Source organism: Streptomyces roseicoloratus, assembly GCF_004117935.1.
Taxonomy (GTDB): Bacteria; Actinomycetota; Actinomycetes; order Streptomycetales; family Streptomycetaceae; genus Streptomyces; species Streptomyces roseicoloratus.
This window is the reverse complement of sequence record NZ_SDOY01000086.1, coordinates 97,668-119,588: the sequence shown is the minus strand read 5'-3', so window position 1 is coordinate 119,588 and position 21,921 is coordinate 97,668. Positions and strand designations below refer to the sequence as shown.

27 protein-coding genes are annotated in these 21,921 nt (G+C 70.2%); 1 reads left to right on the top strand and 26 read right to left on the bottom strand.

Translation table 11 applies throughout. The features are described 5' to 3' along the window. The first annotated feature begins 290 nt into the window (after positions 1–290). Positions 291–470, top strand: coding sequence for a helix-turn-helix domain-containing protein (locus tag ESG85_RS07765; RefSeq protein ID WP_246094871.1), 180 nt, complete (start codon positions 291–293; stop codon positions 468–470). A 287-nt stretch (positions 471–757) separates the two neighbouring features. Here ESG85_RS07765 and ESG85_RS36560 read toward each other — a convergent pair whose 3' ends face one another. The 26 genes from ESG85_RS36560 to ESG85_RS07645 all read right to left on the bottom strand — a co-directional run bounded on the left by ESG85_RS36560 (position 758) and on the right by ESG85_RS07645 (position 21,756). Continuing rightward, positions 758–892, bottom strand: coding sequence for a hypothetical protein (locus tag ESG85_RS36560; RefSeq protein WP_281288005.1), 135 nt, complete (start codon positions 890–892; stop codon positions 758–760). A gap of 272 nt (positions 893–1,164) precedes the next feature. Next, positions 1,165–2,418 (bottom strand): helix-turn-helix domain-containing protein, encoded by a 1,254-nt coding sequence (locus tag ESG85_RS07760; protein ID WP_128977292.1) that lies wholly within the window; start codon positions 2,416–2,418, stop codon positions 1,165–1,167. Positions 2,419–2,540: 122 nt separating this feature from the next. Further along, positions 2,541–2,861: a hypothetical protein gene (locus ESG85_RS07755; protein ID WP_128977291.1), complete on the bottom strand. Its 321-nt coding sequence runs from the start codon at positions 2,859–2,861 to the stop codon at positions 2,541–2,543. Next, positions 2,858–3,082, bottom strand: coding sequence for a holin (locus ESG85_RS07750; RefSeq protein WP_128977290.1), 225 nt, complete (start codon positions 3,080–3,082; stop codon positions 2,858–2,860). Before ESG85_RS07750 ends, ESG85_RS07755 begins: the two co-directional genes overlap by 4 nt. Before the next feature lie 2 nt (positions 3,083–3,084). Further along, a complete protein-coding gene (locus tag ESG85_RS07745; RefSeq protein WP_128977289.1) occupies positions 3,085–4,056 on the bottom strand; it encodes a peptidoglycan recognition protein family protein in 972 nt (323 codons plus the stop codon). 62 nt (positions 4,057–4,118) lie between these two features. After that, the gene (locus ESG85_RS07740; protein ID WP_128977288.1) at positions 4,119–4,631 is read right to left on the bottom strand and encodes a hypothetical protein; all 513 of its coding nucleotides are present in this window, start codon (positions 4,629–4,631) and stop codon (positions 4,119–4,121) included. 9 nt (positions 4,632–4,640) lie between these two features. Continuing rightward, positions 4,641–7,367 (bottom strand): hypothetical protein, encoded by a 2,727-nt coding sequence (locus ESG85_RS07735; protein ID WP_128977287.1) that lies wholly within the window; start codon positions 7,365–7,367, stop codon positions 4,641–4,643. 18 nt (positions 7,368–7,385) lie between these two features. Further along, positions 7,386–9,635, bottom strand: a complete 2,250-nt coding sequence (locus ESG85_RS07730; protein ID WP_128977286.1) for a phage tail protein — start codon at positions 9,633–9,635, stop codon at positions 7,386–7,388. A gap of 145 nt (positions 9,636–9,780) precedes the next feature. Then, the gene (locus ESG85_RS07725; RefSeq protein WP_128977285.1) at positions 9,781–10,233 is read right to left on the bottom strand and encodes a hypothetical protein; all 453 of its coding nucleotides are present in this window, start codon (positions 10,231–10,233) and stop codon (positions 9,781–9,783) included. Then, positions 10,230–10,709, bottom strand: coding sequence for a phage tail tube protein (locus tag ESG85_RS07720; protein ID WP_128977284.1), 480 nt, complete (start codon positions 10,707–10,709; stop codon positions 10,230–10,232). The genes ESG85_RS07725 and ESG85_RS07720 overlap by 4 nt, the downstream gene beginning before the upstream one ends. A gap of 67 nt (positions 10,710–10,776) precedes the next feature. Then, on the bottom strand, positions 10,777–11,211 hold the full coding sequence (locus ESG85_RS07715) for a minor capsid protein (protein WP_128977283.1): 435 nt from the start codon (positions 11,209–11,211) through the stop codon (positions 10,777–10,779). Next, complete coding sequence (locus ESG85_RS07710; protein ID WP_246094870.1) at positions 11,204–11,560, bottom strand: minor capsid protein; 357 nt, start codon at positions 11,558–11,560, stop codon at positions 11,204–11,206. The genes ESG85_RS07715 and ESG85_RS07710 overlap by 8 nt, the downstream gene beginning before the upstream one ends. After that, entirely contained in the window at positions 11,557–11,877 is a 321-nt protein-coding gene (locus tag ESG85_RS07705; RefSeq protein ID WP_246094869.1) for a hypothetical protein, read from the bottom strand. The genes ESG85_RS07710 and ESG85_RS07705 overlap by 4 nt, the downstream gene beginning before the upstream one ends. Then, positions 11,871–12,293 (bottom strand): hypothetical protein, encoded by a 423-nt coding sequence (locus tag ESG85_RS07700; protein ID WP_128977282.1) that lies wholly within the window; start codon positions 12,291–12,293, stop codon positions 11,871–11,873. The genes ESG85_RS07705 and ESG85_RS07700 overlap by 7 nt, the downstream gene beginning before the upstream one ends. Positions 12,294–12,307: 14 nt before the next feature. Next, positions 12,308–12,817, bottom strand: coding sequence for a hypothetical protein (locus tag ESG85_RS07695; RefSeq protein WP_128977281.1), 510 nt, complete (start codon positions 12,815–12,817; stop codon positions 12,308–12,310). Further along, positions 12,817–13,116: a hypothetical protein gene (locus ESG85_RS07690; protein WP_128977280.1), complete on the bottom strand. Its 300-nt coding sequence runs from the start codon at positions 13,114–13,116 to the stop codon at positions 12,817–12,819. Before ESG85_RS07690 ends, ESG85_RS07695 begins: the two co-directional genes overlap by 1 nt. A 1-nt stretch (position 13,117) precedes the next feature. Further along, positions 13,118–13,489: a hypothetical protein gene (locus ESG85_RS07685; RefSeq protein ID WP_128977279.1), complete on the bottom strand. Its 372-nt coding sequence runs from the start codon at positions 13,487–13,489 to the stop codon at positions 13,118–13,120. Between the two features lie 13 nt (positions 13,490–13,502). Further along, the gene (locus ESG85_RS07680; RefSeq protein WP_128977278.1) at positions 13,503–14,375 is read right to left on the bottom strand and encodes a phage major capsid protein; all 873 of its coding nucleotides are present in this window, start codon (positions 14,373–14,375) and stop codon (positions 13,503–13,505) included. A gap of 18 nt (positions 14,376–14,393) precedes the next feature. Continuing rightward, positions 14,394–15,116 carry a hypothetical protein gene (locus tag ESG85_RS07675; protein WP_128977277.1) on the bottom strand — a complete coding sequence of 241 codons (723 nt, stop codon included), beginning with the start codon at positions 15,114–15,116 and terminating at the stop codon, positions 14,394–14,396. 47 nt (positions 15,117–15,163) lie between these two features. Continuing rightward, positions 15,164–16,312: a phage minor capsid protein gene (locus ESG85_RS07670; protein ID WP_128977276.1), complete on the bottom strand. Its 1,149-nt coding sequence runs from the start codon at positions 16,310–16,312 to the stop codon at positions 15,164–15,166. Continuing rightward, positions 16,272–17,855: a phage portal protein gene (locus tag ESG85_RS07665; protein WP_128977275.1), complete on the bottom strand. Its 1,584-nt coding sequence runs from the start codon at positions 17,853–17,855 to the stop codon at positions 16,272–16,274. Before ESG85_RS07665 ends, ESG85_RS07670 begins: the two co-directional genes overlap by 41 nt. Then, a complete protein-coding gene (locus ESG85_RS34885) occupies positions 17,855–18,004 on the bottom strand; it encodes a hypothetical protein (protein ID WP_164986186.1) in 150 nt (49 codons plus the stop codon). The genes ESG85_RS07665 and ESG85_RS34885 overlap by 1 nt, the downstream gene beginning before the upstream one ends. Then, positions 18,001–19,284, bottom strand: a complete 1,284-nt coding sequence (locus ESG85_RS07660) for a PBSX family phage terminase large subunit (protein ID WP_128977274.1) — start codon at positions 19,282–19,284, stop codon at positions 18,001–18,003. Before ESG85_RS07660 ends, ESG85_RS34885 begins: the two co-directional genes overlap by 4 nt. Then, positions 19,284–19,820, bottom strand: coding sequence for a helix-turn-helix domain-containing protein (locus tag ESG85_RS07655; protein ID WP_219825167.1), 537 nt, complete (start codon positions 19,818–19,820; stop codon positions 19,284–19,286). Before ESG85_RS07655 ends, ESG85_RS07660 begins: the two co-directional genes overlap by 1 nt. A gap of 13 nt (positions 19,821–19,833) precedes the next feature. Further along, a complete protein-coding gene (locus tag ESG85_RS35285; protein WP_181018986.1) occupies positions 19,834–20,949 on the bottom strand; it encodes a hypothetical protein in 1,116 nt (371 codons plus the stop codon). Between the two features lie 216 nt (positions 20,950–21,165). Beyond that, positions 21,166–21,756 carry a hypothetical protein gene (locus tag ESG85_RS07645; protein ID WP_246094868.1) on the bottom strand — a complete coding sequence of 197 codons (591 nt, stop codon included), beginning with the start codon at positions 21,754–21,756 and terminating at the stop codon, positions 21,166–21,168. Between the last annotated feature and the right edge of the window lie 165 nt (positions 21,757–21,921).

Genomic DNA, 21,921 nt, shown 5'->3' with positions numbered 1-21,921 from the left:
ACGACGAGCATCGTGTGTGAAACGCGCGCCCCTGACCAGCCCTGATAAGAGTAGCCCCGGTCGCAGTGACCGGGGCTACGAATCCTACCGCCCGCATCTCGCCGAAGATTCACGGACGGCAGGAGCCTGTAAGGGAACCGACTCCTCCGCTTGGTATACCGGGGGACTGTACTCAAGAAGCGACCGTTTGGGTACTGACCCAAGATCGTCATCCGCCCAGCGTTGGCGGAGTGCCAGCACGACGAACACCCCTGCCCGAAGCAGTCCTCCAACGCCGCAGGGAACTCGGTGTGCGCCTCGCCGAAGCCCGCCGCGCAGCCGGCCTGTCACAGGACCAGGTAGCCGACCGCATCGGCATGGAGCGGCGCAGCATCCAGCGATACGAGCGCGGCGAGCGTGACCCGCGCTTCACGGACCTCGTCCGGATCGCCGACGCCCTGGGTGTCCCCCTTTCCGAGCTGGTGCGGTAGCCCCGGCCGGGGCGCGGGGGACGGATACCGGCCGGGGCGGTCTGGCCCTGCCCGCCGTGGTCCGCCGTGACCACGCCGGGCAGGAACTCAAGGTCGGCCGTCGCGGCCGAGAGGTACGAACCGCGGCGGCACGGTCACCCCCGGCCCGGGCAGCGGCGGCAGGCGCGGCCCGCACTCGGCTCGGTCCGTGTGCCAGTAGGCCACAGCGTGCGCTCCGCTTCCCGCGTCGTCAGCCAGCGGGGTCGCCTCGCCCCGGATCTGCCGGCCGCAGTACGCGCAGAGTTTCGTCATGACTCCTCTCCGTCCTTGGTGTGGCAGGGGCAGGTACAGGTCCGGGCGGGGAACACGAGGTCGCCGTAGCAGGTGCGGACCTCGCCGGTCTTGCACCAGGCGTGCTCGCCGAACTCGCACTCCGGCGTCACCGTGCACCGTCCTCGAGGAGGAAGACGTACAGCGGCGGTCGGCCGTGCTTCGCCGCACAGGAGCGGTGGGCGTAGATGTGCCGGCCGCCGTGCTCAGGCGGCTGGACACGGACACAACAGTCCGGGCCCGGCTCCGGGCAGTAGGTGCAGTGGCGCGCGCGTGGCGGGGCCGCCGTCGGTAACGACACGGGGCGCTCCCTCCGTAGGTCAGCAGATGACCCGACGGTAGAAGCGCCCCGGCGGAGGAGAGGACACAGATCGTGTCCCCTCCCTCAGGCAGCCAGCAGGCCCACCTTGACCGCGAGCTCCGACGCCCGACGGCGCCGGTCGGCAACCTTGGATTCGACCTCCTCCAGGATGATCGACCGGGCGTAGCCGTTGTAGCGGATCGTCTCCGGCGCAGCCTCGTACGCCTGGTCCAGCGTCGCGATCGCCACCTCGGGCTGCCCGTCGAGCTGGTAGCCGCGGGCCTGTTCGATCCGGTGCCGGGCCCGCCGCGGCCGGGATGGGATCGTGTCGGCGTCCGCGCGGGCGGCCTGCCGTACGGACTCCCGGCCGGCATGCAGCTCGACCGCAACCGTGACCGCGTGCGCGCCCATGATGGCCTGCGAGAACGACGTGATCGGGTGGTAGTAGGCGGCAGGTAGCTGGTCGGCCATCTCCCGCGCCGTGTCCCAGTACCGCCACGCATCCGCCGTGTCCCCGCGGCGGGCCGCCGTGTACCCGGCCTCGAACGTCAACGCCCCAGTGATCGCCAGCACGTCGTCCTCTGCGTCCGGGAGCAGCGGGGTGAGGTAGTCGAGGGTCTGCCGGGTGATCGTGTCCGCGGCGTCGTAGTGGTCCGGGCCGGTGTCGCGGTGTGCCTGCGCGAGGAGCCACGCCGACACGCCGATGGTGTGGGGGTCTGCGGACTGCTGCGCTGCGACCATGCTCCGCTCGGCGACCCGCCACAGCAGACTCGGGTCTGGCTGGTACGCCAGGAAGAACTGGGACAGGGAGTACACCTCGGCGAGTACGGCCTGAGCCGCCCGCCACTCTGTTGGGGCTTGGGCGTGCTGCACAGCGAGTTGTGCGTCTCGGATCAGGCCTGGCAGCAGAACGCCGATCCGTTCGCGATGGTCCGGCGCCGAATGCCGAGCTGCCCACGCGGACGCGAGCCGTGCGGCGATGTGTGCCGCCGGAGCCGGTGCGGCGGCCGGGTTGCCGATTGGTAGGGCGTCGACCGCGGCGCGGACGGCGGTGAGCCGGGGGTGGCCGGGGCCGGTGAACAGGTCGACGTGCACGTCAGGGCGTCCCGTGAGGTCGGAGAGGTTCCGGACCCGCAGCGCTTGCGCGAGGCGCATCACCATGTCCAGGCCGGGGGCCTGTAGCTGGCCGAGCTCAATCCGCTTCACCCATGACGGTGACATGCCGATGAGGCCGGCGAGGACTTCGCGGGTCATGCCGCGGCGCTCGCGAAGGATCTTCACGCGCTGCCCGAAAGCGACCGGGTGGGCGTACGGGTCCGGGGTAGCATCAGGTGACACGGCCTTGCCCCTATCTCTGTGCAGACTCGACACCTCACAGCGTAGAGGGCAAGGCCGCAGTCATGTGATCCAGAACGCAGAGAAAGCCCCCTGCCCGGCCCGAAGGCCAGACAGGGGGCTGTTCACTTCACCAGGGCGCTGATCAACCAGCCGCCCGCCGTACCACCAGCCGCCGCCAACCCGGCACCGACCCACACCAGCTTCTCCACCGCCGACAACCGCGGCCCGTGCGACGCAGACGCCTCCGCCTTCGCCTCCAGCACATCCACGCGTTCCTCGACCCGCTTCAGGCTGTCCCGGTGCTCGTCGAGCGCCCGTTCCGTCTGCCCCGTCCGCTGCAGCGCGAGGTCGAGCCGGCCGGACAGCTCAGCGAACCCGGTGCGGATCTCGCCGCGCATCTCCGCCAGCTCCACCGCCACCTGGGTGGATTCCGCCGGCGTCACGAGCGCTGCCTGGGCACCCACCCAACGGTGGACTGGTCACCCACCAGCGAGCCGACGGCGGCCTTCACCACCGACAGGGCCGCCGGTATCGCCGCGATCGCCGCCGCCTTCAGCGCGCTCACGCTGGTCAGGTCGAAACCGTCCGCGAGGACGAGACCGAGAAACGTCACGGCGTACGTGCCGATGGTGCGCTCGACCGTGTCGAGAATGAGACGAGACATGATCAGGACTCCTTGAAGACGAGGGCGGTCAGAACCGCGCCGACAACAGTGACCGGCTGACCGGCCTGGTTGGAGAGCCGGACCCGCATCCCGCGGCCCGGCCCGAGCCGCTTCACGAGCGGCACCACAGCCGTCGTGACGCCCCCGGTGCCGGCCACGTCGTGGGTCGGATGGTCGGCCTTCCACGTGCCGCCGTCGTACTCCGACATGCGGACCTGCACGACCTCGCCGGGCGGGAGGTCCGACACGGTGAGGGAGAGGCTGCCGGTGAACGAGGCAGGGCCGCGCACGGCCACGCTGCCGTTCGGCACGTGGTCGCCGGCGGTGTCCGACCACTCGTTCTCGAAGACGACCGAGGTGAAGCCGCCGCCAGGCGGCAGGGGCATCGGCGTCTTCAGGCCCAGGTTCACGTAGTTGGGCACTTCTCCTCCAGAAGCGGGCGGGGGGTTGGTGGCGCGGGCGACGATGCCCGGGAAGACGACCTCGGTGAACTGGCGGACCCGGGCATCCCCCGGACAGTCCGTGCCGTCCTTCGCCCAGTCGGCGTGGAGCCGGTGATACCCGAACCCCGGATCAGACGCGGTGCGGCAGATCCGCAGCGGGATGCCGTGCGTCCGGTGCAGCCACACCCCGAGCTCGATCAGCCGCTCGACCTGCGCAGGCGTCCACGGATCGGAGCCCTCCAGGTTCGACGCGGTCTCGATCGACACCGCGCCCGTGCCGTCCGGGCGGAGGTTCGCCCGGTAGTTGGCGTCCGCGCGGGTCTCCGTCCCGATGAACTGGCCGAGGTCGCCCTCATAGCCGAGGCCGAAGTGGCTTTCGAGGTTGGTGCTGTCGCGCCAGTACTCGTACACCCGCTTCGCCGTCCACGGCGCGATGATCGAGTGGGCGATGAACTGCGTCGGCCGGATCTCCGGCTGCTGATCCGACTCCGGCTGCAGCTCGTACTTCGTGGCGCCCGGATACCAGGCCATGCGGTGCTCCAGATGAGAAAGGCCCCGGGCCGGCGGCGCGGGGCGGGCGAGGGCGGGTCGGGTCAGGGGCCGGCGTAGGTGAGTCCGACGTACGACCGGTAGCTGCCGGTCGCGAGGTTGAGGTTGCCGCCGGAGTTCTGTGCGGGGACGAGCTCGACGTAGTCGCCGGCCGTCAGCCGGTACGGCAGGGTGCGGGCCTCCACGGTCAGCGGCACGCTTGAGATCGTGTTGGCGAACGAGCGGGCCCGGCCCGCGCCGATCGCGCCGCCGTTGACGTACCAGACGCACTCGCGTGTAGTGCCGCCCGTGGAAGCGTCGAATGCGATGGCGCCGGCGAGCTGCCAGACGCCGCTGCGGGGCACGGTGTAGCGGGTGGGGTTGGTGCCTGACCAGCCACCGAGGAGGTCTTCCTGGACGTCGTCCCAGGAGACGGCGTTTGCAGCGGCGTCACCGCCGGTCGGGATGGATTGCGCGGCCGATCGGTAGGCGCGGAACACGCAGGCGCCGATCATGGCCGAGTCGTTCATGCGGGTCGCGGTGATTCGCATGCCCGCCAGCCACGGGGTGAAGGCCATCGGCTCTCCTTACAGGGCGAGGTAGGTGGGGTCGGCCAGGGCGACCAGGGCGCCTGAGCTGTGGGCCTTGACGATGTTGTTGACGGACCGGGTGACGGTGGCGGTCTGGGTGAGGGTGGTGCCGGTGATGGCGGTGACGGTCATCTCCTCGCCGCCGACGCGGATGTTGAAGGGGAAGTCGGCCGGATGCGTCGCGGAGTCGATCCAGCGGGGGCCGGGACTGGAGACGAGCGTCAGTGACGTGTCGTCCGCGTCCACGTCCGCGCCGAGGGTGCAGCCGTCCGTGTCCGCCCGGCCCGGCGCCGCGTCGTCGACCTCGCCGACGGTCCATGGGCCGGCGGGCGAGCACGTCAGCGTGACCGTCCACTCGAGCGTCTTCAGGTCGTCCTCGACGCGCTGCACGATCAGGTCGACCGGGCCGGGCGGCATCCAGTCCGGCGTGCCGGTGATCTGGATGCGGTCGCCGATCTCCAGCGACATGACCTGCGGAATCAGGGCCGGGTACTTGTGCAGCATGATCCGCACCTGCGGATAGCGGGCCTCGTCCCACGAAGCCAGGTGCAGCCGCCACCCGGCATGGACCGGAGTCTGGGCGTCCTGGTAGAGGTTGAGGGAGACGGACTCGTCGTAGACGCCGACCTCGTCCGTCGACAGCGGCCCCTCGTCGAGAGTGGCTGTGGCGTAGCCGCCGCGGTCCCGCCGGACTTCGACGATGTTCCGCAGAGTCAAGTCGTTCTCGGTCGGCTCGAACGGCGGCGCCAGCTGGCCGTAGTCCACGACCAGCTTCGGCGCCTGGTTCTCCAGGGTGGTCCGCGTCCGGTACCTCAGGGCCGACTTCGACGCGTCCTCGTAGAGGATGCCGCCATCGGCGTCGGCCGCATCCTGGAGCACGTCAAGCAGTGCCTCCGGCAGCTGCGGGCCGAGCCGCTCGGACAGCCGGCTGGTGTCCGAGTCGACCAGCGAGATGCTGACCGTGGCCGCCTCCTCGCCCGCGAGACGCGCAATGCGGTCGCGGGCGTTCTCGCCGTTGTATCCGTGGTCCGCCTGCCCGAACGGCTGGTTCGCGAAGCTGGCGGATCCCTGCGGGAACACGGCCACATGCCCGACCCGCAGGTCAGAGATGGTTCCGAACTTGGTATTGATCGACGTCGGGATGCCCACTCCGCCAGCCAGCGACCCGGAGAAGGAGCCCGCGGATCCGCCGATATTCCACCAGGTGACCGTCCACTGCAGGTCCACGCCGGTGGTCTCGATGCGGACCTGTATGCGATTCCAGCCAGAGAAGACATCGGCGCCGATCGCGGCCGCCGAGTTGACGAGCAGGGTGCCGTCGCTGCTGTACCCCTGCAGCGTGCCCACGCCGGAGCGCATGAGGAAGCGCCAGCGGGTCACAGTGCCGCTGCTGGTGAAGGACAGGAACTCGGCGTCGGCGACGGGGGCGGCGGACACCATGTACACCATCTCGACCATCCACTCCAGGGTCGTCGAGGCAGGGGGCGGGATCAGGCCGCGCATCACGGCTCCGGACGCGACAGCCGGCAGGGGTGAGGAGCCGTCGAGGCTGTTGTCCTGCGCGAAAGTGAATCCGCTGACCGTCATCGGGCTTCCGCCGGGCAGGGCGCTCGATGCTGTGGTGGTTGACGTCTCGCCGTCCTCCATCGGCCAGTAGGCGAGCGGGCTGTAGGCGGGGATGCGGCGGCGCAGTGTGGATGAGAGGGGCTTGGTGCCCTGCTTCATGCGGCGCAGGATGCCTGCGGTCTGGATGCGGGTGCGCTGGTCGTGGCCGGAGACGTGCCAGCTGGCTGGCCAGGTGGGCACGGAGTGGGCGACGAGGGTGCGGCGGTCGGTGATGGTGGCGTTCGTGGTGGACCATGTGAGGCCGGTGCTGTCGGTGAAGCTGGTGTCCCCTGGGGTTTGGGTGGAGAAGTCGGGGTTGGCGACGATCGTGCCGTCGATGCCGGTGCGGACCTCGGCGGCGTAGATCCGGCGGGCGACGCGGGGCCAGGTGAGGGTGGAGAGATCGCCGACTTCCAGGGGTGCAGGGGAGTTGATGATGCTGGTGGTGCCGCTGCTGGTCACGACCTGGTCGAGTTGGGTCCATGGCCCGGCGAGTGTGCTCGCGGTGTAGAGGGTGGCTGTGTAGCCGCCTGCGCCGTTGTCGACGTCGAGGGTGGCGCGGAGGGCGCCGCGTTGGCCGGGGCCCCAGCGCAGCGGGTCAGTGCTGATGATCTCCTCGAGGTTGGTGCCATCGGGGAACCAGGAGAAGGCGACTCGGCCGGAGGACAGGACGACGAATCGCCATGACCGGTTGGGGGCGGTGTTGTTGTACTTCCCCATCAGGGTGATGGGGTTGGCCAGGTGCCCGGCCCACATGGCGGCTGACAGGTCGATGCGTACGTCGATGTCGCCGGTGATGTCGAGGGCGGCTGTGTCGGGGGTGGTGGCGCGGCCTGCTACGGCGTCGGGGATGTCGAGGACGGTTTCCCCGGCGTAGGTGGTGATCCGGATGGGGGTGTTGCGGGGCAGGAGCCCGAAGTAGGGGCTGTTGGGGTTGCGGTTGGAGAAGAGGCCGTTGGGTGAGAGGAGGTTGAGGGAGCCGGACCCCGGGTCGACGGCGCGGCCTTCGTCGGACCGGCCGCGCACGAGCTTGATTCCGGCGGGCTGGTCGACGTAGGTGGTGACGTCGGTCCAGGTGCCGTCGATCTGGAGCTCTACGCGGGCGTCGGGGACCGGCACGGGTTCCTCCTGATGTTGTTATCGGCCGAGGGAGACTTGGACGTCGCCGCCGTCGACCTGGACGATGTCGCGGATGACGTCTTTCAGGCCGGGGCCGGTGAGTTGGATGACGATCGGCCGCTGGGCCGCGGCTGCCGTGTTGCCGTACGCGCCCGCCCCGGCGCCCATCGCCATGCCAGGCAGGCCCGTCGTGATACCGGCAAGCTGCCGCTGCAGCGCCGGCACCTGGGAGGCGATGCCGCCCATGAAGCCCTGCATCACGCTGCGGCCAGCCGGGGTGAGCAAGCGGGCGTCGCGCTCGGCAGGACCCTTCCAGTCCGGGATCATGCTCGTGACGGCGCTCAGCTGCGCGCGCAGCGGACCGAGGCTGGACCGGATGCCGGCCATGAAGCCGCCGATGATGCGCTGTCCGGCTCCGTAGAGCAGGTTCCCGATGTCGCCGAGCGCGGCCAGGATCTGGCTGGGAAGGCCCTGGAAGTAGGAGGCGGCGCGGTTGACCGCCTGCAGTACGCCGTCGACGAGGTAGTTGCGGATCTTGTTCACCCGGTCGACTACGGCGACCAGAAGCACGCTCATGATGGTGGTCACGGTGCGCTTGAAGTTTTCCCAGCTGGACAGCGCGTGCCGGACGAAAGCGGTGATCGCCTTCGTTGCCTGCCCGAGGGACTGCACGAAGTCGCTCTCGAAGATCTTCCGCAGCCAGGTGACCACCGGGATGACCACGTTCTGCAGGACCCAGTGCACGGCGCGCAGGGCGATCACGAGGACCTGGAGCAGCGTGGTGGTGAGAAGGATCGCGAAGGGCAGCTGCTCCTCCAGGATCTTCGCGATGTCCACGAGGACCGGGCCGAGCTCCTGGATGACGGGGATGAGCTCGGGGCCGATCTTCTCAATGAACTCCCTGACAACCGGCGCCAGCGCCTCGATGACCGGGGCGAGCTGGCGGAACGCCTCCAGCAGCAGCGGCAGGATCGCATCCACCAGAGTGCCAGCCGTCATCGACAGCTGATTGAGGATCGACTGGAATTCCTTGCTGGCCGTCAGCCGCATGAACGCTGCGCTGATCTTCTCCAGGATGTCGAACAGGCCGCCGCCATCCTGCGTAATGCCGGAGAAGATGTTCCTGACGCCCCTGGCGAAGTTACCGACGACGCGCAGCAGCTGCCCGACCGCCCTGATGGCCTCCTCAATGGCCCGCTGCATCGCACCGGACTCGAACGCCTTCTGCATCTTGTCGGCGAACTTGTCGAACGCTTTCCCTGCCGCGCCTGTCAGCTTCGCGAACGACGGGCCAGCCGCAGCGCCAATCTGAACGAGACCCTGCACGATCTGACCCGGAATCCGGGACAAGTTGAACAGCCCCTGGTTGGCCCAAGAAATGGCCGTGCCGAGTGTCCCGGACTTAGACAGGCCAACAGCGGTGTTGCCGACGTTCTTCGCCATCAGGTTCAGCGCACCAGACGCGTTCACGAGCCCATTGCGGAGAACAGGCAGCGTGGTCTTACCCATGTCCTTCAGGACCCCGTCGAGGCCCTTGAACAGACGCTCCTGAACGTCCTGCTGAAGCCGCTTGAACTCGGGCGCGAGGGCCTTTACCTGCTTCGCGAACGCCTGCGCCGACGGGGACAGCTTCTTCAGCGCCTCGTTGAACTCCTTGGTCTTCGACGGGTCCAGCGCAGCCGTCACCGCGTCCTCAACACCGACCATGCCCAGCTTCAAAGCGACCGCGGCCAGGCGCACTGCGATCAGGCCGGAAACCGCGACCCCCGCAGCTGGCCCGATCTCCGCCACAGCCGCAGCCACGCCGGCGGCTCCCTGCAGCACGCCGCCGAGGGCAGCACTGATCTTGGTGAAGTTGGCCAGGATCTTGCCCAGCCCGACCGCCCCGCCGCCGATCTTCCTCCAGTCGATCCTGCTCCAGGCTCGCTCAACCCGGTCGGCAACCCGCTCCAGCGTGCTGCCCATCCGCCGCGCAGCCGCCTGCACCGCACGCACCCGGCCCCGCAGCGTCCGCGACTGGGCATGCGCCACGCTGTCGAAGACGGTCGTGATCCGGGTGCCCTCACGCTCGGCCTCCGTGAACCCGTCCGCGAGCGCCCGGCCCATCACCTGCGCCTCGTCGACGAACCGGCCGCTGATGTCGCGGAGCCGGCCGTCGACGCCAAGCTGGAAGCCCTCCATACTCAGCTGGGAGCGCGCCAGGTTGCGCTCGAAGTCGGAGCCGTCGGCGCGGATGTAGCCGACGAGGTCGCCGATCGTGAGCGACATCCGGGCCTCCTACAGGGTCAGAGGGACCGCAGAGCGGCCCGGATCAGGTCGGGGTCGTCGACGACGGAGAGCTCGTCACCGGCGACGTGCCGGAACACGGACTCCGGCGAGAGGCCGTTGAGGAGGACCCAGAACCGGCGCCGGCTCAGGCCCGCGATGTCCTGCGGGCCGAGCCGGTACTCGCGCGCGAAGTCGGCTTCGACCGCCCACCAGTGCTCTTCGACTGCCCTCTGCGCTCGGCTCGGTTCTGCGGGGTCTGCGGAAACGCTTTTCCCAGGTCGCCGCTGGTGATCGCCTCGTAGGCCTGCTGAAACGTGATCGCGTTGCCGCTCGCGCGCGCCATGCCCCACGTCAGAATCGTCAGCATGCCGATCTGGCCCACGCCCGCTTCGGTGAGCTGGTCGAAAGTGTCGGGGCCGAACAGGACCGCGACGAGTTCTTCGACGTCCTCCTGCTCGGCGGAATCGGTGAGTTCGGCGAGGCGCTGCTCGAACCCGAACGGCACGTCGGCGGGGACGCGCACCTCGACGCCCTCGATGGTCTCCGTGCGGGCGCCGAAGACCTCGCGCTTGAAGTCGTCCCAGGAGCTGTTCGTCACGCGATCGCCACCGACGTCGACGGGCCGGAACGGGTCACGGTGACGGACCACGACGCCTTGTCGTTGTTGCCGCCGCCGGTGTCGCCGAGCTGGAAGTGGGCGTCGGCCCACACGGTCCAGTCGGTGTCCCCGGGCGCGGCGAAGCGGAAGCCGGTCAGGGAGTCGTTGCCGAGCCGGGCGGCCTGCAGCTCAGCCAGACTCTGGGCAGCGTCGAGGGCGCCGGTGGAAGGGTCCTTCAGCCGGAACCCCTCCAGGGTGATCGACATGCCTTCCTGCATGTTCTGCGACTCGGCGCGCCCGTTGCTGCCGAACGTGGTGGTGTCGGTCGTCTCGTACTCGTACGACAGGGTGAAGGTGTTGATGCCGCCCTCGGTGGACCCGTTCAGGGCCGTGCGGAACTCGGTCCAGGTGCCGGGATTGAGGAAGTCCTCGATCTGGAACCGGCAGTCTCGGGCGTTGTATTTCTGAGCGGGCATGTCTCCTCCGGAGCATGACGAAGGGGCCCGCGCCGGTCGGTGGGCGGGCTGAGCTGGGTGGGGTGAGTCAGGGGCGGTGCAGGCTGGTCTGCCGGATCTCCATGCGGAAGTTGCAGACGTGCTCGTGCCGCTGGTTGTTGTCGACACCCATCGACGCGGGCGCGGCCTGAATGGAGACCGACAAGATCAGGTGGGTGCCGTCCGGCAGAATCACCGGGCCGAGGCCGTGCAGATGGGAACGGATCGCAGCGCACCGGAGGCGCGACACCCGCGGATCCGTCGTGCCGCGCACGCGGACCTGGACGCGCGGCTCGTCGTACGGCAGCAGCGAGTCAGGCTCGGTGCGGTCGTCGTAGATCGTGAGGACGACGGCCTCGTCCGGCTCGGCCGGCATGTGCTCCAGGAAGCAGTCGTCGGTGAGATCGCCACCGCTGGTGTAGGTGACGAGGCCCCGCTCGGCGAGGTAGCGGGCGAGACCGTCGAGGAGATCCGTCTCATCCACGCAGCCACCTCCGCAGCGGCACCGCCATGAGCCGCAGAACGACGTCCCGCTCGCGGTTCATCGGGATCTCCAGGTACTTGGCCATGCGGCCTGGCAGGTGCTTCCAGGTGAGCTCCTCGTGCTGCCGGACGGCGTACACGGTGTCGAAGACCACGGCCCCGTTCAGGCCCTCGCGGACGACCCGCCCGGACCGCTCCAGGGTGCCCTCGTCCAAGGGGACGATCTTCTGAGCCTCGAACAGAACGTGCTCGAGGCCGCGTTGGAGGCCCTCCTCCGCCAGACGGCGACCACGGCCGGTCCACTGGCGGCGGGCGTTGCCGGGGGTGAACCGCGTGTACTGGGGGCTCACAGCAGCTGCACCTCCACATGATCCGGGGTGGGCATGCCGCCGCCGGACCGGTCCAGGACCGCGATGACCGTCGTCCGGCGGCCGGAGGGCAGCGTGACGCGGGAGTCGGCCGGGCAGTCCAGGCCCGGGCGGGCGTAGAACGTGCTGCTCGACACGACCTCGCGGCCAGCCGGGTCCCGCACGGTCCGCGTCTGCTCGTCCACGAAGCACGCCACCGTGACCGCCGGCCCGTACCTGGGGCCCACCGAAGTGCGCCCCAGGTACGGCTCCACCACCACCGAGTGGCCCAGCATGAACGCGGGCAGGGGCGTCAGCACGTCGTCACCGCCCCGACCCACAGGATGTCCGGCGTCAGGTCCGGCGACCGCAGCGCGTCCCACACCGCCGGGGCGATCTGACGCCCCGGCGCCTCGTCCCCGGACGTCGAGGTGACCGAGCGGGACAGCTTGGCCGTGCCGATCTCGACCGTGCCCCAGCCGACCCCGGCCGCGCCCGTCACGTCGCCGACCTGGACGCCCCACTCGACCTGCGCGCAGCAGGCGTTGGCGAAGGCCTCCAGAACGAGCGCGTTCGTGGGCATGCCCGTGGTGGCGTCGGTGTCGTACACACACAGCCGGAACACCTGGCTGTCGAGGAACGCCGAGGCGCGGCGGAGGCGCACGTCGATGTCGGTCGGCGGCGCCTCCCCGGTGTACTCCTGGTACTGCGAGCTGGTGGCGTAGACACGCGCCACAGCCACCACCTCCTTCAGGCGGACGCGCCGACGATGACGATGTCGTACGTGACCGACGTCCCGGAACCGGAGTTGGCGACCTTCAGCAGGTCCTCTGTACCGGCGGCCACCGCCATGCCGGTGGCGTCCGTGCTGCCGGCCATCGCGGCGAACGTGGCGCCCGGGCGGAGCGTCAGGGTTCCGGCCGCGTTGAGGAGGCCCACCCAGTCGTTCGACCCGTTCGCGCCGACGACCACGTTGTTGGTGTTGCCGGAGGCGGCGGAGATCGCGATGAACTTGATCCGGGCGAACGTGATCGCCGCCCCGTACGCGTCGGTGAGGACGCCCGCGAGGTCGAGGGTCTCGTCCGCCGACGCGGCCAGGGTCCGCCGGTCGTGGAAGACGAGGTCCGCCTTCCCTGCTCCCGTGCCGCTCTCGAGGTGGACGCCGCGGACGAAGTCGAGCGGATCCGCCGCGGTGGACAGGTCCAGCGCCTTCGTGCTGCGGACGCTGGCCCGGATCCCGAAGTCCGAGGTCACGGTCATCAGGAGTCACCTCCGTACGCCTCGATCAGGTCCGCCTTGGTCATCCCGTCGGCGTCCTCCGGGTCGGCGCCCTGGGCAGCCGCCCAGCCGACCCACTCCGCCTTCGGAGCGCTCTTGGCCGGCGCCTCCGCGGGCGGAGCGGGCACGCCGGCACCGTCCTGCTCGATGTACGGCGTGCCGTCGGCGTTGACGCGGCGGAGCAGGCCCTTGGTGAGCCGGTCCGCGATGCCATCGGGGAGAGGCAGGTCCATCGCGATGACGGCTCCGCCCTCTCCCCGGATGTGGATCGTCTCGGCCATGTCAGGTGTTCCTCGGCACTCGCAGGACGGTGATCGCGCCGGTCGTCGTCGACGACTCGAAGAGCATCGAGCCGTCGGACTGCAGGAACCGGCCGGACTCGAACGGGCCGATGAGCTCGGCCGTGCCGAACGCGACCGTCACGGCCAGGTCGCCCTGTCCGGCAGCGATCGCCGGCGGCATGTCGCCCGCCTTCACGGTGAAGGTCAGGTTGGTGTCGTCGTCGGTGTTCGTGACCCGAAGGACGGTCAGCTCCGGCTTGGCGCCGGCGAGCTGCATGTTGTTCGTCGGCGCCGCGACCAGCGACGTGCCCGCGGGCTGCGTCAGGTTGCTGTTCGGGACGAGCGGCGAGTAGGTGAGCTGGGTGGTTGCCATCGAGGGCCTCCGATCAGGACAGGACGGCGGTGGCGTAAGCCAGCGAGTCGGGGCGGATGAGCTTGGCGCCGTACAGCGCCAGACCCTTGACGGCGTCCGAGAACGAGCTCTCGGGGCGGTAGGCCTCGGTCTTGTTGATCTGCTCCGCGAAGCTGATGGCCGAGTTCACGCCCGCGGTGATGATGTAGTTGTTCGACGTCGGCACGGGCACGTTGTTCGAGGTGAGGATGTCGAACCCGGCCGCGCGGGCGACCATGCCGTTGCGCAGGCCCTGCTCGGTGCCGGACTCGTTGACCTTCACGAACCGCGGGTCGCGGAGCATGACTCCCTCCAGCCAGGGCGGCAGCACACAGTAGCGGCCCTGCTTGGGGACGTTGGCCTCGTCGAGCTTGACCTTCAGCGGGATGAGGATGTCGTTGTACGCCTTGGCGGCCTCGGCATCCCACGACGTGGGGTTCGTGGTGTCGATGGTGACCGAGGAGACGACGTTGGCGGCCTGGACGCCGGTGTACAGGCCGGCGACGTACTGGTCGACGACGTCGGCCAGCCCGTAGGCGGCCTCGGACATCGCCTGCGGCATGACGTCGCCCTTCGCCTGCCGGGCGTCGACGTCGTCGACCTTGAAGGCGAAGTACTTGCACTGGTCGACGACCAGGGTGCGCTGCGCGTCGGTCAGCTCTTCGGGGGTGATGACCGTCGAGTTCGGCACGTAGTCGCCGATCGTCGGCCGGGAGATCGACGTGATGCGGACGATGTCGCCCGCCTCGCTGATCTCGCCCTCGTAGTTGCGGTTGACGATGCCGGGGCCTGCGTAGACGAGCGACTTGCGCCATGCGACGAGCAGGCGCGCGCTCCAGATCTCCGGCCGGAAGCGGGTGATGGCCACGGGGGCCTCCTTCTGGGGTCAGCCGCCCAGCAGGTTCCGCAGCAGGCCCTTGTCCTGGGCCTCCACGATCTGCTCGGGCGTCATTCGTGAGAGGTCGTCCTCGGTGAGCTGCCGAGGTTCGTTGCCGCCTCCACCAGAGAGGTCAGCGCCACCGCGCGCCGGTCCAGCCGGAGCAGCGGAGAGGGTGGGGTTGGCGGTGAGGGCCGCCTTGGCCGCGGCCACCAGGGCTGCGGAGTCGGTGGGGTCGATGTCCTTGATCGATTCGAGGAAGGACACGGAGTCGCGGAGCGCGGAGGGGTTGGCGCCGTGCTCGGACGCGGTCTCGTAGAGGGCGGCGCGCAGGAGCGCTTCACGGCGCTCGGACTGCGCGGCGGTGAGGGAGGCCTGGAGCTGCTCGGCGTCGGGCTTGTCGCCGAGCTTGATGCCGGCGGCCTTCAGCTGGTCCATGAGGCCGGTGAAGCGGGCCTCCTGTGCCTGCTCGGACTCGCGGAGCTTGGTGCGCCACTGCGCGGCTTCCTTGCGCAGGCCGTCGACGTACGCGGCGTCGTACATGCGCGGCTGCTGCCCGTCGCTGGTCGGCTGCGGTGCCGGGTCAGCGGCGGCCGGCGCGGCGGGCGCCTGGGCGGATCCGGAGGCGGCGCCGTCCCCTCCGTCGGCATAGAAGACCGGGGAGAAAGGGGCGCGGCCGTAGGGGTGGGCCCAGCCGGGCGTGTGGGCGCGGGGAAGCGTGCGGGTCTGCATGGGTGCCCTCCTGGGGCGTGAGAGGCCCGCACCTGGCGGGCCGGTGGTCAGCGCGCGGCGCCGATCTGCTCGCGCGCGGGCTTGCGGCGAAGGTGCGGATGCGCGGCCACGTGCTCGCGCTGCGCGGCCTGCCACTTGCGGACGTACGACCCGGCGCGGCGCCGCGCCTTGTCGTCCATCGCGGCCGCCTGCACGCGCTTCCAGCGGCGGATGTGGCGTTCGATCTGCCGCTGCCGCTGCGTGTCCGCGTACGTCGTGCCCGGCGTCGCATGGTGCGGAGGCCGCGTCGTCACCCCGGGCAGATAGGCACCCAGGGAGTGCCGGCAGTTCGGGTGGAAGAGGCCCGCGGCGCGCGCCTCCACGAGGCTCCCGGCGGCGTGGACGACGACCGTCTCCGGCGGACGGACCGCAGCGCGCAGGCCGGTTGGCTGGATCGCGTGCTCCAGGCGCACGGTGTGCGGCCCGGTCTCCGGGCCGAGGGTGAGGATCTCGCCCTCCCACGGCCGGCACAGCGGGCACTCCAGCGGCGCATCCGACACGATCACGTAGCCGACACGGATCTCGGCGAGGGCATCGACGTGCCCGTCGATCGCCGCGCGCGCCGTCACGCTACGCACCGCCATCTCCGCGTACGAGGCCATGTCCCAGCGCCGTCCGGCCGAGTCGACGAACCCGGTCACCCCTGCGGCGGCGAACTCGTCGAGCGCCCTCTGGGACGCCTGCCGCCGGGTCATGCCCGTCAGCAGCTGCGTGCCGGAGACGCGGGCCACGATCCGCTGGTAGATGTCGACGATGGCCCGGGTGATCCGGGTGTACAGCGGGCGGGTGTCCTCCGCCAGCGACGCGGCGAGCCGATCGACCGCGGAGGCGTTCGGCACCGTGTCGCGGGCGACGAGTTCCCGGCCTATGTCGAGGGCCCCCAGCTCGGCCACAGCTGCCTGCCTGCCCCGGTTATAGGCGGTCACCAGGGCGTGCCGTACGGCCCCGTCGGTGTCGGTCTGGAGCGCCTCGGCGACAGCCTCGACGGCCACGCGAAGGTTGCCGATGGCCGCCAGCTTCAGCTCGGCCCACCGCGGGGACTCGATGTCGGCCTCCAGGGCCTGCGCAAGCAGCTCCAGAAGGGCGCCCTCGGCGTCGCGGTAGAGGGCGCCTACCTCACGGGCGAGATCCTCCGCCATCGCTGGGGAAACCGGCATCGGACGGGCCCTCCGCTCCGGTCAGGGTCGGATCGGCGACCAGCTGGCCGGTCTCCTCGAGGATCCGGTCGACCTCCGCCTTCACGTCCGCGTCGTCCCAGTCCGGATGCTGCATTCGCACGAGCGTGTCGCGGGATGCGGCCTCGGCCCGGTTCAGGAGCTCGACGGTCTCGGCGAGAGTCTTCGGGTCCTCGCTGATGGAGTCGCCGAACTCGATCGTCGGCTGCTCCACCGTGACGCCCGACCCGAACACTGCCTTGTCGACCGCGAGGAGGGTCTCGATGGCCTGCGCGAGCGCCGGCCGCCAGTACACGATCTTCCGGTTGCGGGTGGTGAAGCTCTGCCGCTCCCGGGCCACGACCTCCGTCGCGGTGGCCGCGGCCTGCCCCTGCTCGCCGAAAGTCTGCGATGAGTAGCCGGCGCCGCGCAGGATCTGCTCCACGAGGTTCTGCGCCGTGTCGCGGTGCTCGGCAACCCGGATCTCGAACTGCACCGCCTCGATCGTGGCGGCGTCGCCCGAACGAGGCAGCATGTTGAGGGTGGAGTAGATGCGCCGGTCGGGGTCCCAGCTTGCGCCCTTGCCGGGCCCGTTGGACTCCAGGTAGGCGCTCGGGACGATGACACGGCCCTTGCCGAGCTCCACGTCCCGCATCCACGACGAGTACACCTCGTCGAGCGCGTCGAGAAGCGGCTCCGCGCCGGCGATGTCCGGGCGGCCGAGGTGCGCAGCGGCGGGGTTGCCGCGCCACAACCGATTCGGGCGCATGTTCGGCACGTACACGGCGGTGAGCTGCTTGATGCCGGTCGGAATGGCGTCCCCTGCCGGGCCGAGCGCGCGCGCGATGCCCGCGGTGGCCGGGTGCTCGGTGAGCGGCACCCGGACGCCGAGGTCGTCGCGGCTGCCCTCGTAGAGGCCGTGGAGGATGAACCCGGGCTCGTGGCGCTCCAGGTGGCGCACGACACGGTCGCCGTCGGCCTCCAGGACCCGCCAGAACGTGACCGCGGCAAGGCGGCCCCACTGCCATTCGGGGACGGCGTTGCTGGCCGGGTGGGCGTCGAGCCACGGGGCGTCGTAGGCCTCCCTGTCCCAGACGACGCGGAGGTACACCCCGCCCAGCGCTGCCGCGAGTTCGGCGGCCTCCAGGAGGGTGCTGTGCAGGCCGTCGTCGACGAGGTAACCCAGCCGGCTGGCGGTGGTGGTGTCGTCGCTCTTGACTGTCGGCGGCTCCGAGAACAGCAGCGCCGAGGAGGTGGTGGCGATGTCGGAGGCGAGCGGCACGTGCAGCTTGGCGCGCTGCTCTCCTGAGGGCGTGGGCTGGGACCAGAACCACCGCTGCAGGGTGCGGCCGACGGCTGCTCGCCAACCTCCGTGCTCGGAGGAGAAGAACCCGGTGCCGCCGGGGTCGCTGCCGACCTGGCCGCCGTAGACGGCTGAGAGGGCGTTGGGGTCGCCGCAGTACCAGGCGTCCCACACGGTCAGCTTGTCGCGGACCGGGTCGAGCGCGGCCGGCGGCCACTGCTGGTTGCCGGAGGGCAGGGGCATCAGGCGCGCTCCCTTTCCATCAGCAGGTTGGCGATGGCCAGCCATGAGCAGGCGAGTTGGTCGAGGCGCTCCATGAGCGCCAGGTTGGTCTCCGTTTCGGCTGCCCGGAGCAGTCGCACGGCGCTCTGCAGAGCCTCTTCGACGGTCATGCGGCCACCTCCAGGGTTGGGATGTGCGGCCGCCACAGGGCCTCGGTCGTGCGCACCCCGTACCTGAGGGCGTCGCAGGAGTGGTCTTCGAGCTTGATCGGCTTGTCCTCGCCCTTCTCCGCGGCCTCGTCGTCCCACGAGTAGCCGGGCAGTTCGTCGATGAGGCCGGTGGCGGAGGCGTGGATGAACAGCCGTTCGGAGGCGAGCAGGTTGGCGACGCCGCGGATGCCGTCGAGGACGGAGTTGTCGGCGGGGGTGACGCCGGTGACGCCGTCGCGGTGGAGCTGCTCGATGAACGAGGCGGCGGACGGGTCGACGACGGTCCATTCCGGGCGTACGCCGAGGACGTTCCCGGCTTGGGGCTGCGGGACGGACGCGAGCCAGCGGCGGCGGGCGGCGGAGTACTCGGAGTCGGTGAGCTGCCGGCGGGCGGTCCGGGAGTCGTGCCTGTACTCCGACACCACGTACAGCCCGGCGCGGCCCTGGTTGTCGCGGCCGAGGCCGAGCAGCAAGTCGGCGAACGGGTTGACGGTGCCGTAGTCGATCGCGTCGCACAGCCAGCGTTCGATGTGCGGGAGTTCACGGACGACGTGCCGCTCGGCGTCGAACATCTCGTAGATCGCGCCCTCGGACTGCACCCAGTGGCCGAGGATGAACCGCCGGTACCACAGGCCCACGTACTCGGCCTTCAGCGCGGCGACGTACGCCGGGTCGAGCGAGGGGTTGTCGTCGAGGGTGAACTGCCAGTGTCTGAGGTCGAGGTGGCCGGCGCGGTTGATGAACTCCTTGCGGAGCCAGTGCCCAGGGTTGTCGGGGTTGGTGGTAGCGAAGAGGCGTGCCCCAGGGACGCTCAGGCGGCCGAGGAGCTGGTTCCAGAACCCGCGGGGGACGAGGGTGGCCTCGTCGACGTAAGCGAGGCACGCGGTGAGGCCGCGGAGCCTGCCTTCGGCACGGGAGTCGGCGGCGCCGATCAGGTGGATGGTGCGGCCGAGGATGACCGCGGTGGTGGCGCCGCGGGTGTGCTGCACGAGCCGGGCGACGGGGCCGAACAGTACTTCGTCCTGAAGGGGGTCGAGGACGTTGCGCTCGATGGTCTGCAGCGAGCGCCCGACGATCACGATCAGGCCGGATGAGGGGGCGCTCGCGATCGCGATCAGGAAGGCGATCAGGCTCGCGATCGTTTTCCCGGAGCGGATCGCGCCGTGCCACAAGTTGATGCGGGCGGTGGAGTGGGCGATCGATCGGATCTGCTTGGCGGACAGAGGGAGGGAGTCGAGCATCAGCCCTCCCCGGTGTCGTCCTCCACGGGGCCGGCCGCCTGACGGAAGGCATCGGACAGGTTGAGGAGCAGCGAAGTGGCCCCGGCGACGCCCGGGTCGCCTTCGAGCGCTTCGAGGCGGGACGTGGCGGTGATCGCGGTGCTGATGCCGGTGATCAGGGCGCGCCGGTCTTGTGCGGGGAGGCGCTCGGTGGCGAAGTGCACGGCCTTGCCGGCGGACACCTCGACGAGGTCGTAGGTGTCGGGCTTCTTCAGGTAGGCGAGGTCGGCCTCGATGACGTCGTAGAGCTGCTCCATGATGCGGGCGCGGCGGGCGCGGGCGTCGATGACCTTGGCCTCGGTCGCAGCGGCGGTGGCGGTGCGATCGAAGGTGAGGCCCATCTGGTCGGCCTGCGCGCTGATGGTGCGGGCGCTGCGCCCGACGCGGCGAGAGATCTCGTTGCGGCCGTGGCCTTCGGCGTGGAGCCGGCGGATCTCGGCGCGTTCCTCGTCGGTGACGGGGGTGTTGTAGTTGTCCACGCGGTACTGATTCGTCACCAGGCACCTCCGATCAGGCCGGTTCGGGGCCGATGTTCTCCAGGCGGAGCCGCCACGGGTACAGGGTGTGGGCGTAGACCTTGCCGGCGTTCGTGCCTTGGTGGGCGAGCGCCACGGTGACCTGCCCGGCGTTGAGGTGGCCGGCTTCGACGGTGAAGAACTCGGCGGTCGTGTAGCCCTTGAACGCGGTCGACGGGTACATGGTCGGGTTGCCCTCGCCGAGCGGCGTGGTCGTGCCGGACGCCGCGTAGGTGCCGAGGGCGCCCGCGCTGGTGAGCATGTTCCAGTCGAGGAAGTGCGCACCGTCGTACATGAACAGGCCCAGGGCGCGGATCCGGTCGCCGACGGCGGCTGTGATCGAGCACTTCAGCTGGGTGCCGGCCGATGTCTGAACGATGGTCCAGGAGGCGACGTTGGGGAGGCCGGACAGGTCGTCGTCGGTGATGCGGACGCTCGCCGTGCGGATTGTGCTGCTACCGCCGCCCTCGCTGAACCGGGGGTCATCGCCCGCCGCGACGGTGCCGGCGGTGGTGCCGACGTCGAGGGTGGCCGCGTCGCCGAGGCCGAGGTTGGTGCGGGCGGTCGCGGCGCTGGCCAGGTCGGACAGGTTGGCGCTCTTGGCCGCGAACTCGCCGGTGGCCCACGTGCGGTCGCCGTGCGGGTCACTGGCCGCGGCGTGTTCGGCGACGGCGCCCTCGGGCTCGGCGTCCACGTCCGCGTAGGTGAGGACGACCACGCCGGTCTTGCCGTTCACGGATGCCACCGCGCCGCTGCCGGCCGATCCGCCGTCGGGGGCGGGGACCTCGATCAGGGTGGAGATGTCGACGGTGCCGGTGCCCGCGACGTACGCCCAGAAAGCTCGCTTGGGGGCGCCGGTGGGTTCGATGCTGATGAGCCACCGCCAGCCGGATGGACCGATGCCTGCGGCGTCGTTGGGGACGATCGTGGCGGAGAACGCGCCGTCGACGATGGGCTTCTCTCCGCCGCCGAGGTAGATGGCGTCGCGGGTGGTGTCGACGAGGTACGACGAGGGCGTGAGGACGATCTTCCCGTCGTATCCGGTGCCTTCGACGGGGCAGGGCAGGGTGCCGGTGAGGGTGATGGTGGGGGTGCCGTCGGGGAAGGGCATGGGCACCTCCTGGTGGTGGGCCGCCGCCCGGTCGCCGACGTCGCAGGGCCCCATGGACCCTGGAGGCTCTCTACGCCCCATCGCCGGACGGCGGAGTCATGAAGAAGGCCCCGACACGGGGGAGGGTCGGGGCCTGGCGCTTGTTTCCGGGCACGCCGGAGACGGCTTCAATGTAGACGAGACGTCTCGTCCATCGCAACCCTGGCCGCGCGCACGTCAGAACTTTCCGTTGGTGATGAGCTGGCCGTCCTCGCCGTACACCGTCACGAGCCCGTTCTTCGAGTGCTTCCAGTCCGCGAACGCGGCAGCGATCAGCTTCGCCTTCCCAGCGTCGTCGCTCATCAGGCCACCCTTGAAGTCGGTGTAGATGTCGGCGGTGTCCAGGATGTTGTTCTGGTCGTCCGCGCCCGTGACCTTGACGACGTGCTTGATCGCGCCCTTCTCCGCGTCGGTACCGGACTTCGCCACGAACGCCTTGAACTCGTCAGCCTGGCTCTGCGCGGGAGCTGCGGTGGCCGGCGCCTTCGTGGACGGCTTTGCCGCGGGCGCAGCGGCGGTGCTGCGTTCCGGGCTGCTCTTGTCGCTGCTGGCGTGGGTGTCGTCGCTTACGATCGCGCCGATGACCCCGATGATGATGAACAGGCCGAAGAGCGAGCCGAGGACGATCGCGACGATCGCGCCTGCGCCCATGCCCTTCTTCGGCGGGCGGGGAGGCCCGTACGGTGCGCCGGGGTACGGCTGGCCGGGGGACGGGCTCCACTGCTGGTTGGGGCTGGGCTGTTGGGGCGGGTAGGGCTGCTGCGTCACGGTGTCCTCGCTGTGGTCTTGGTGTGGCGGAGTCGTGAACGTATCGCGCGTGCCTGGGGGATGGCGGCGGGTATGCGGAATCGGGACGTGAGGAAGCCCCGTCGGGCGCTGTTCCGGCGGGGCTGGGTCCTCCGTCGAGGCGGCGCAGCCTGGCCGCAATCGATC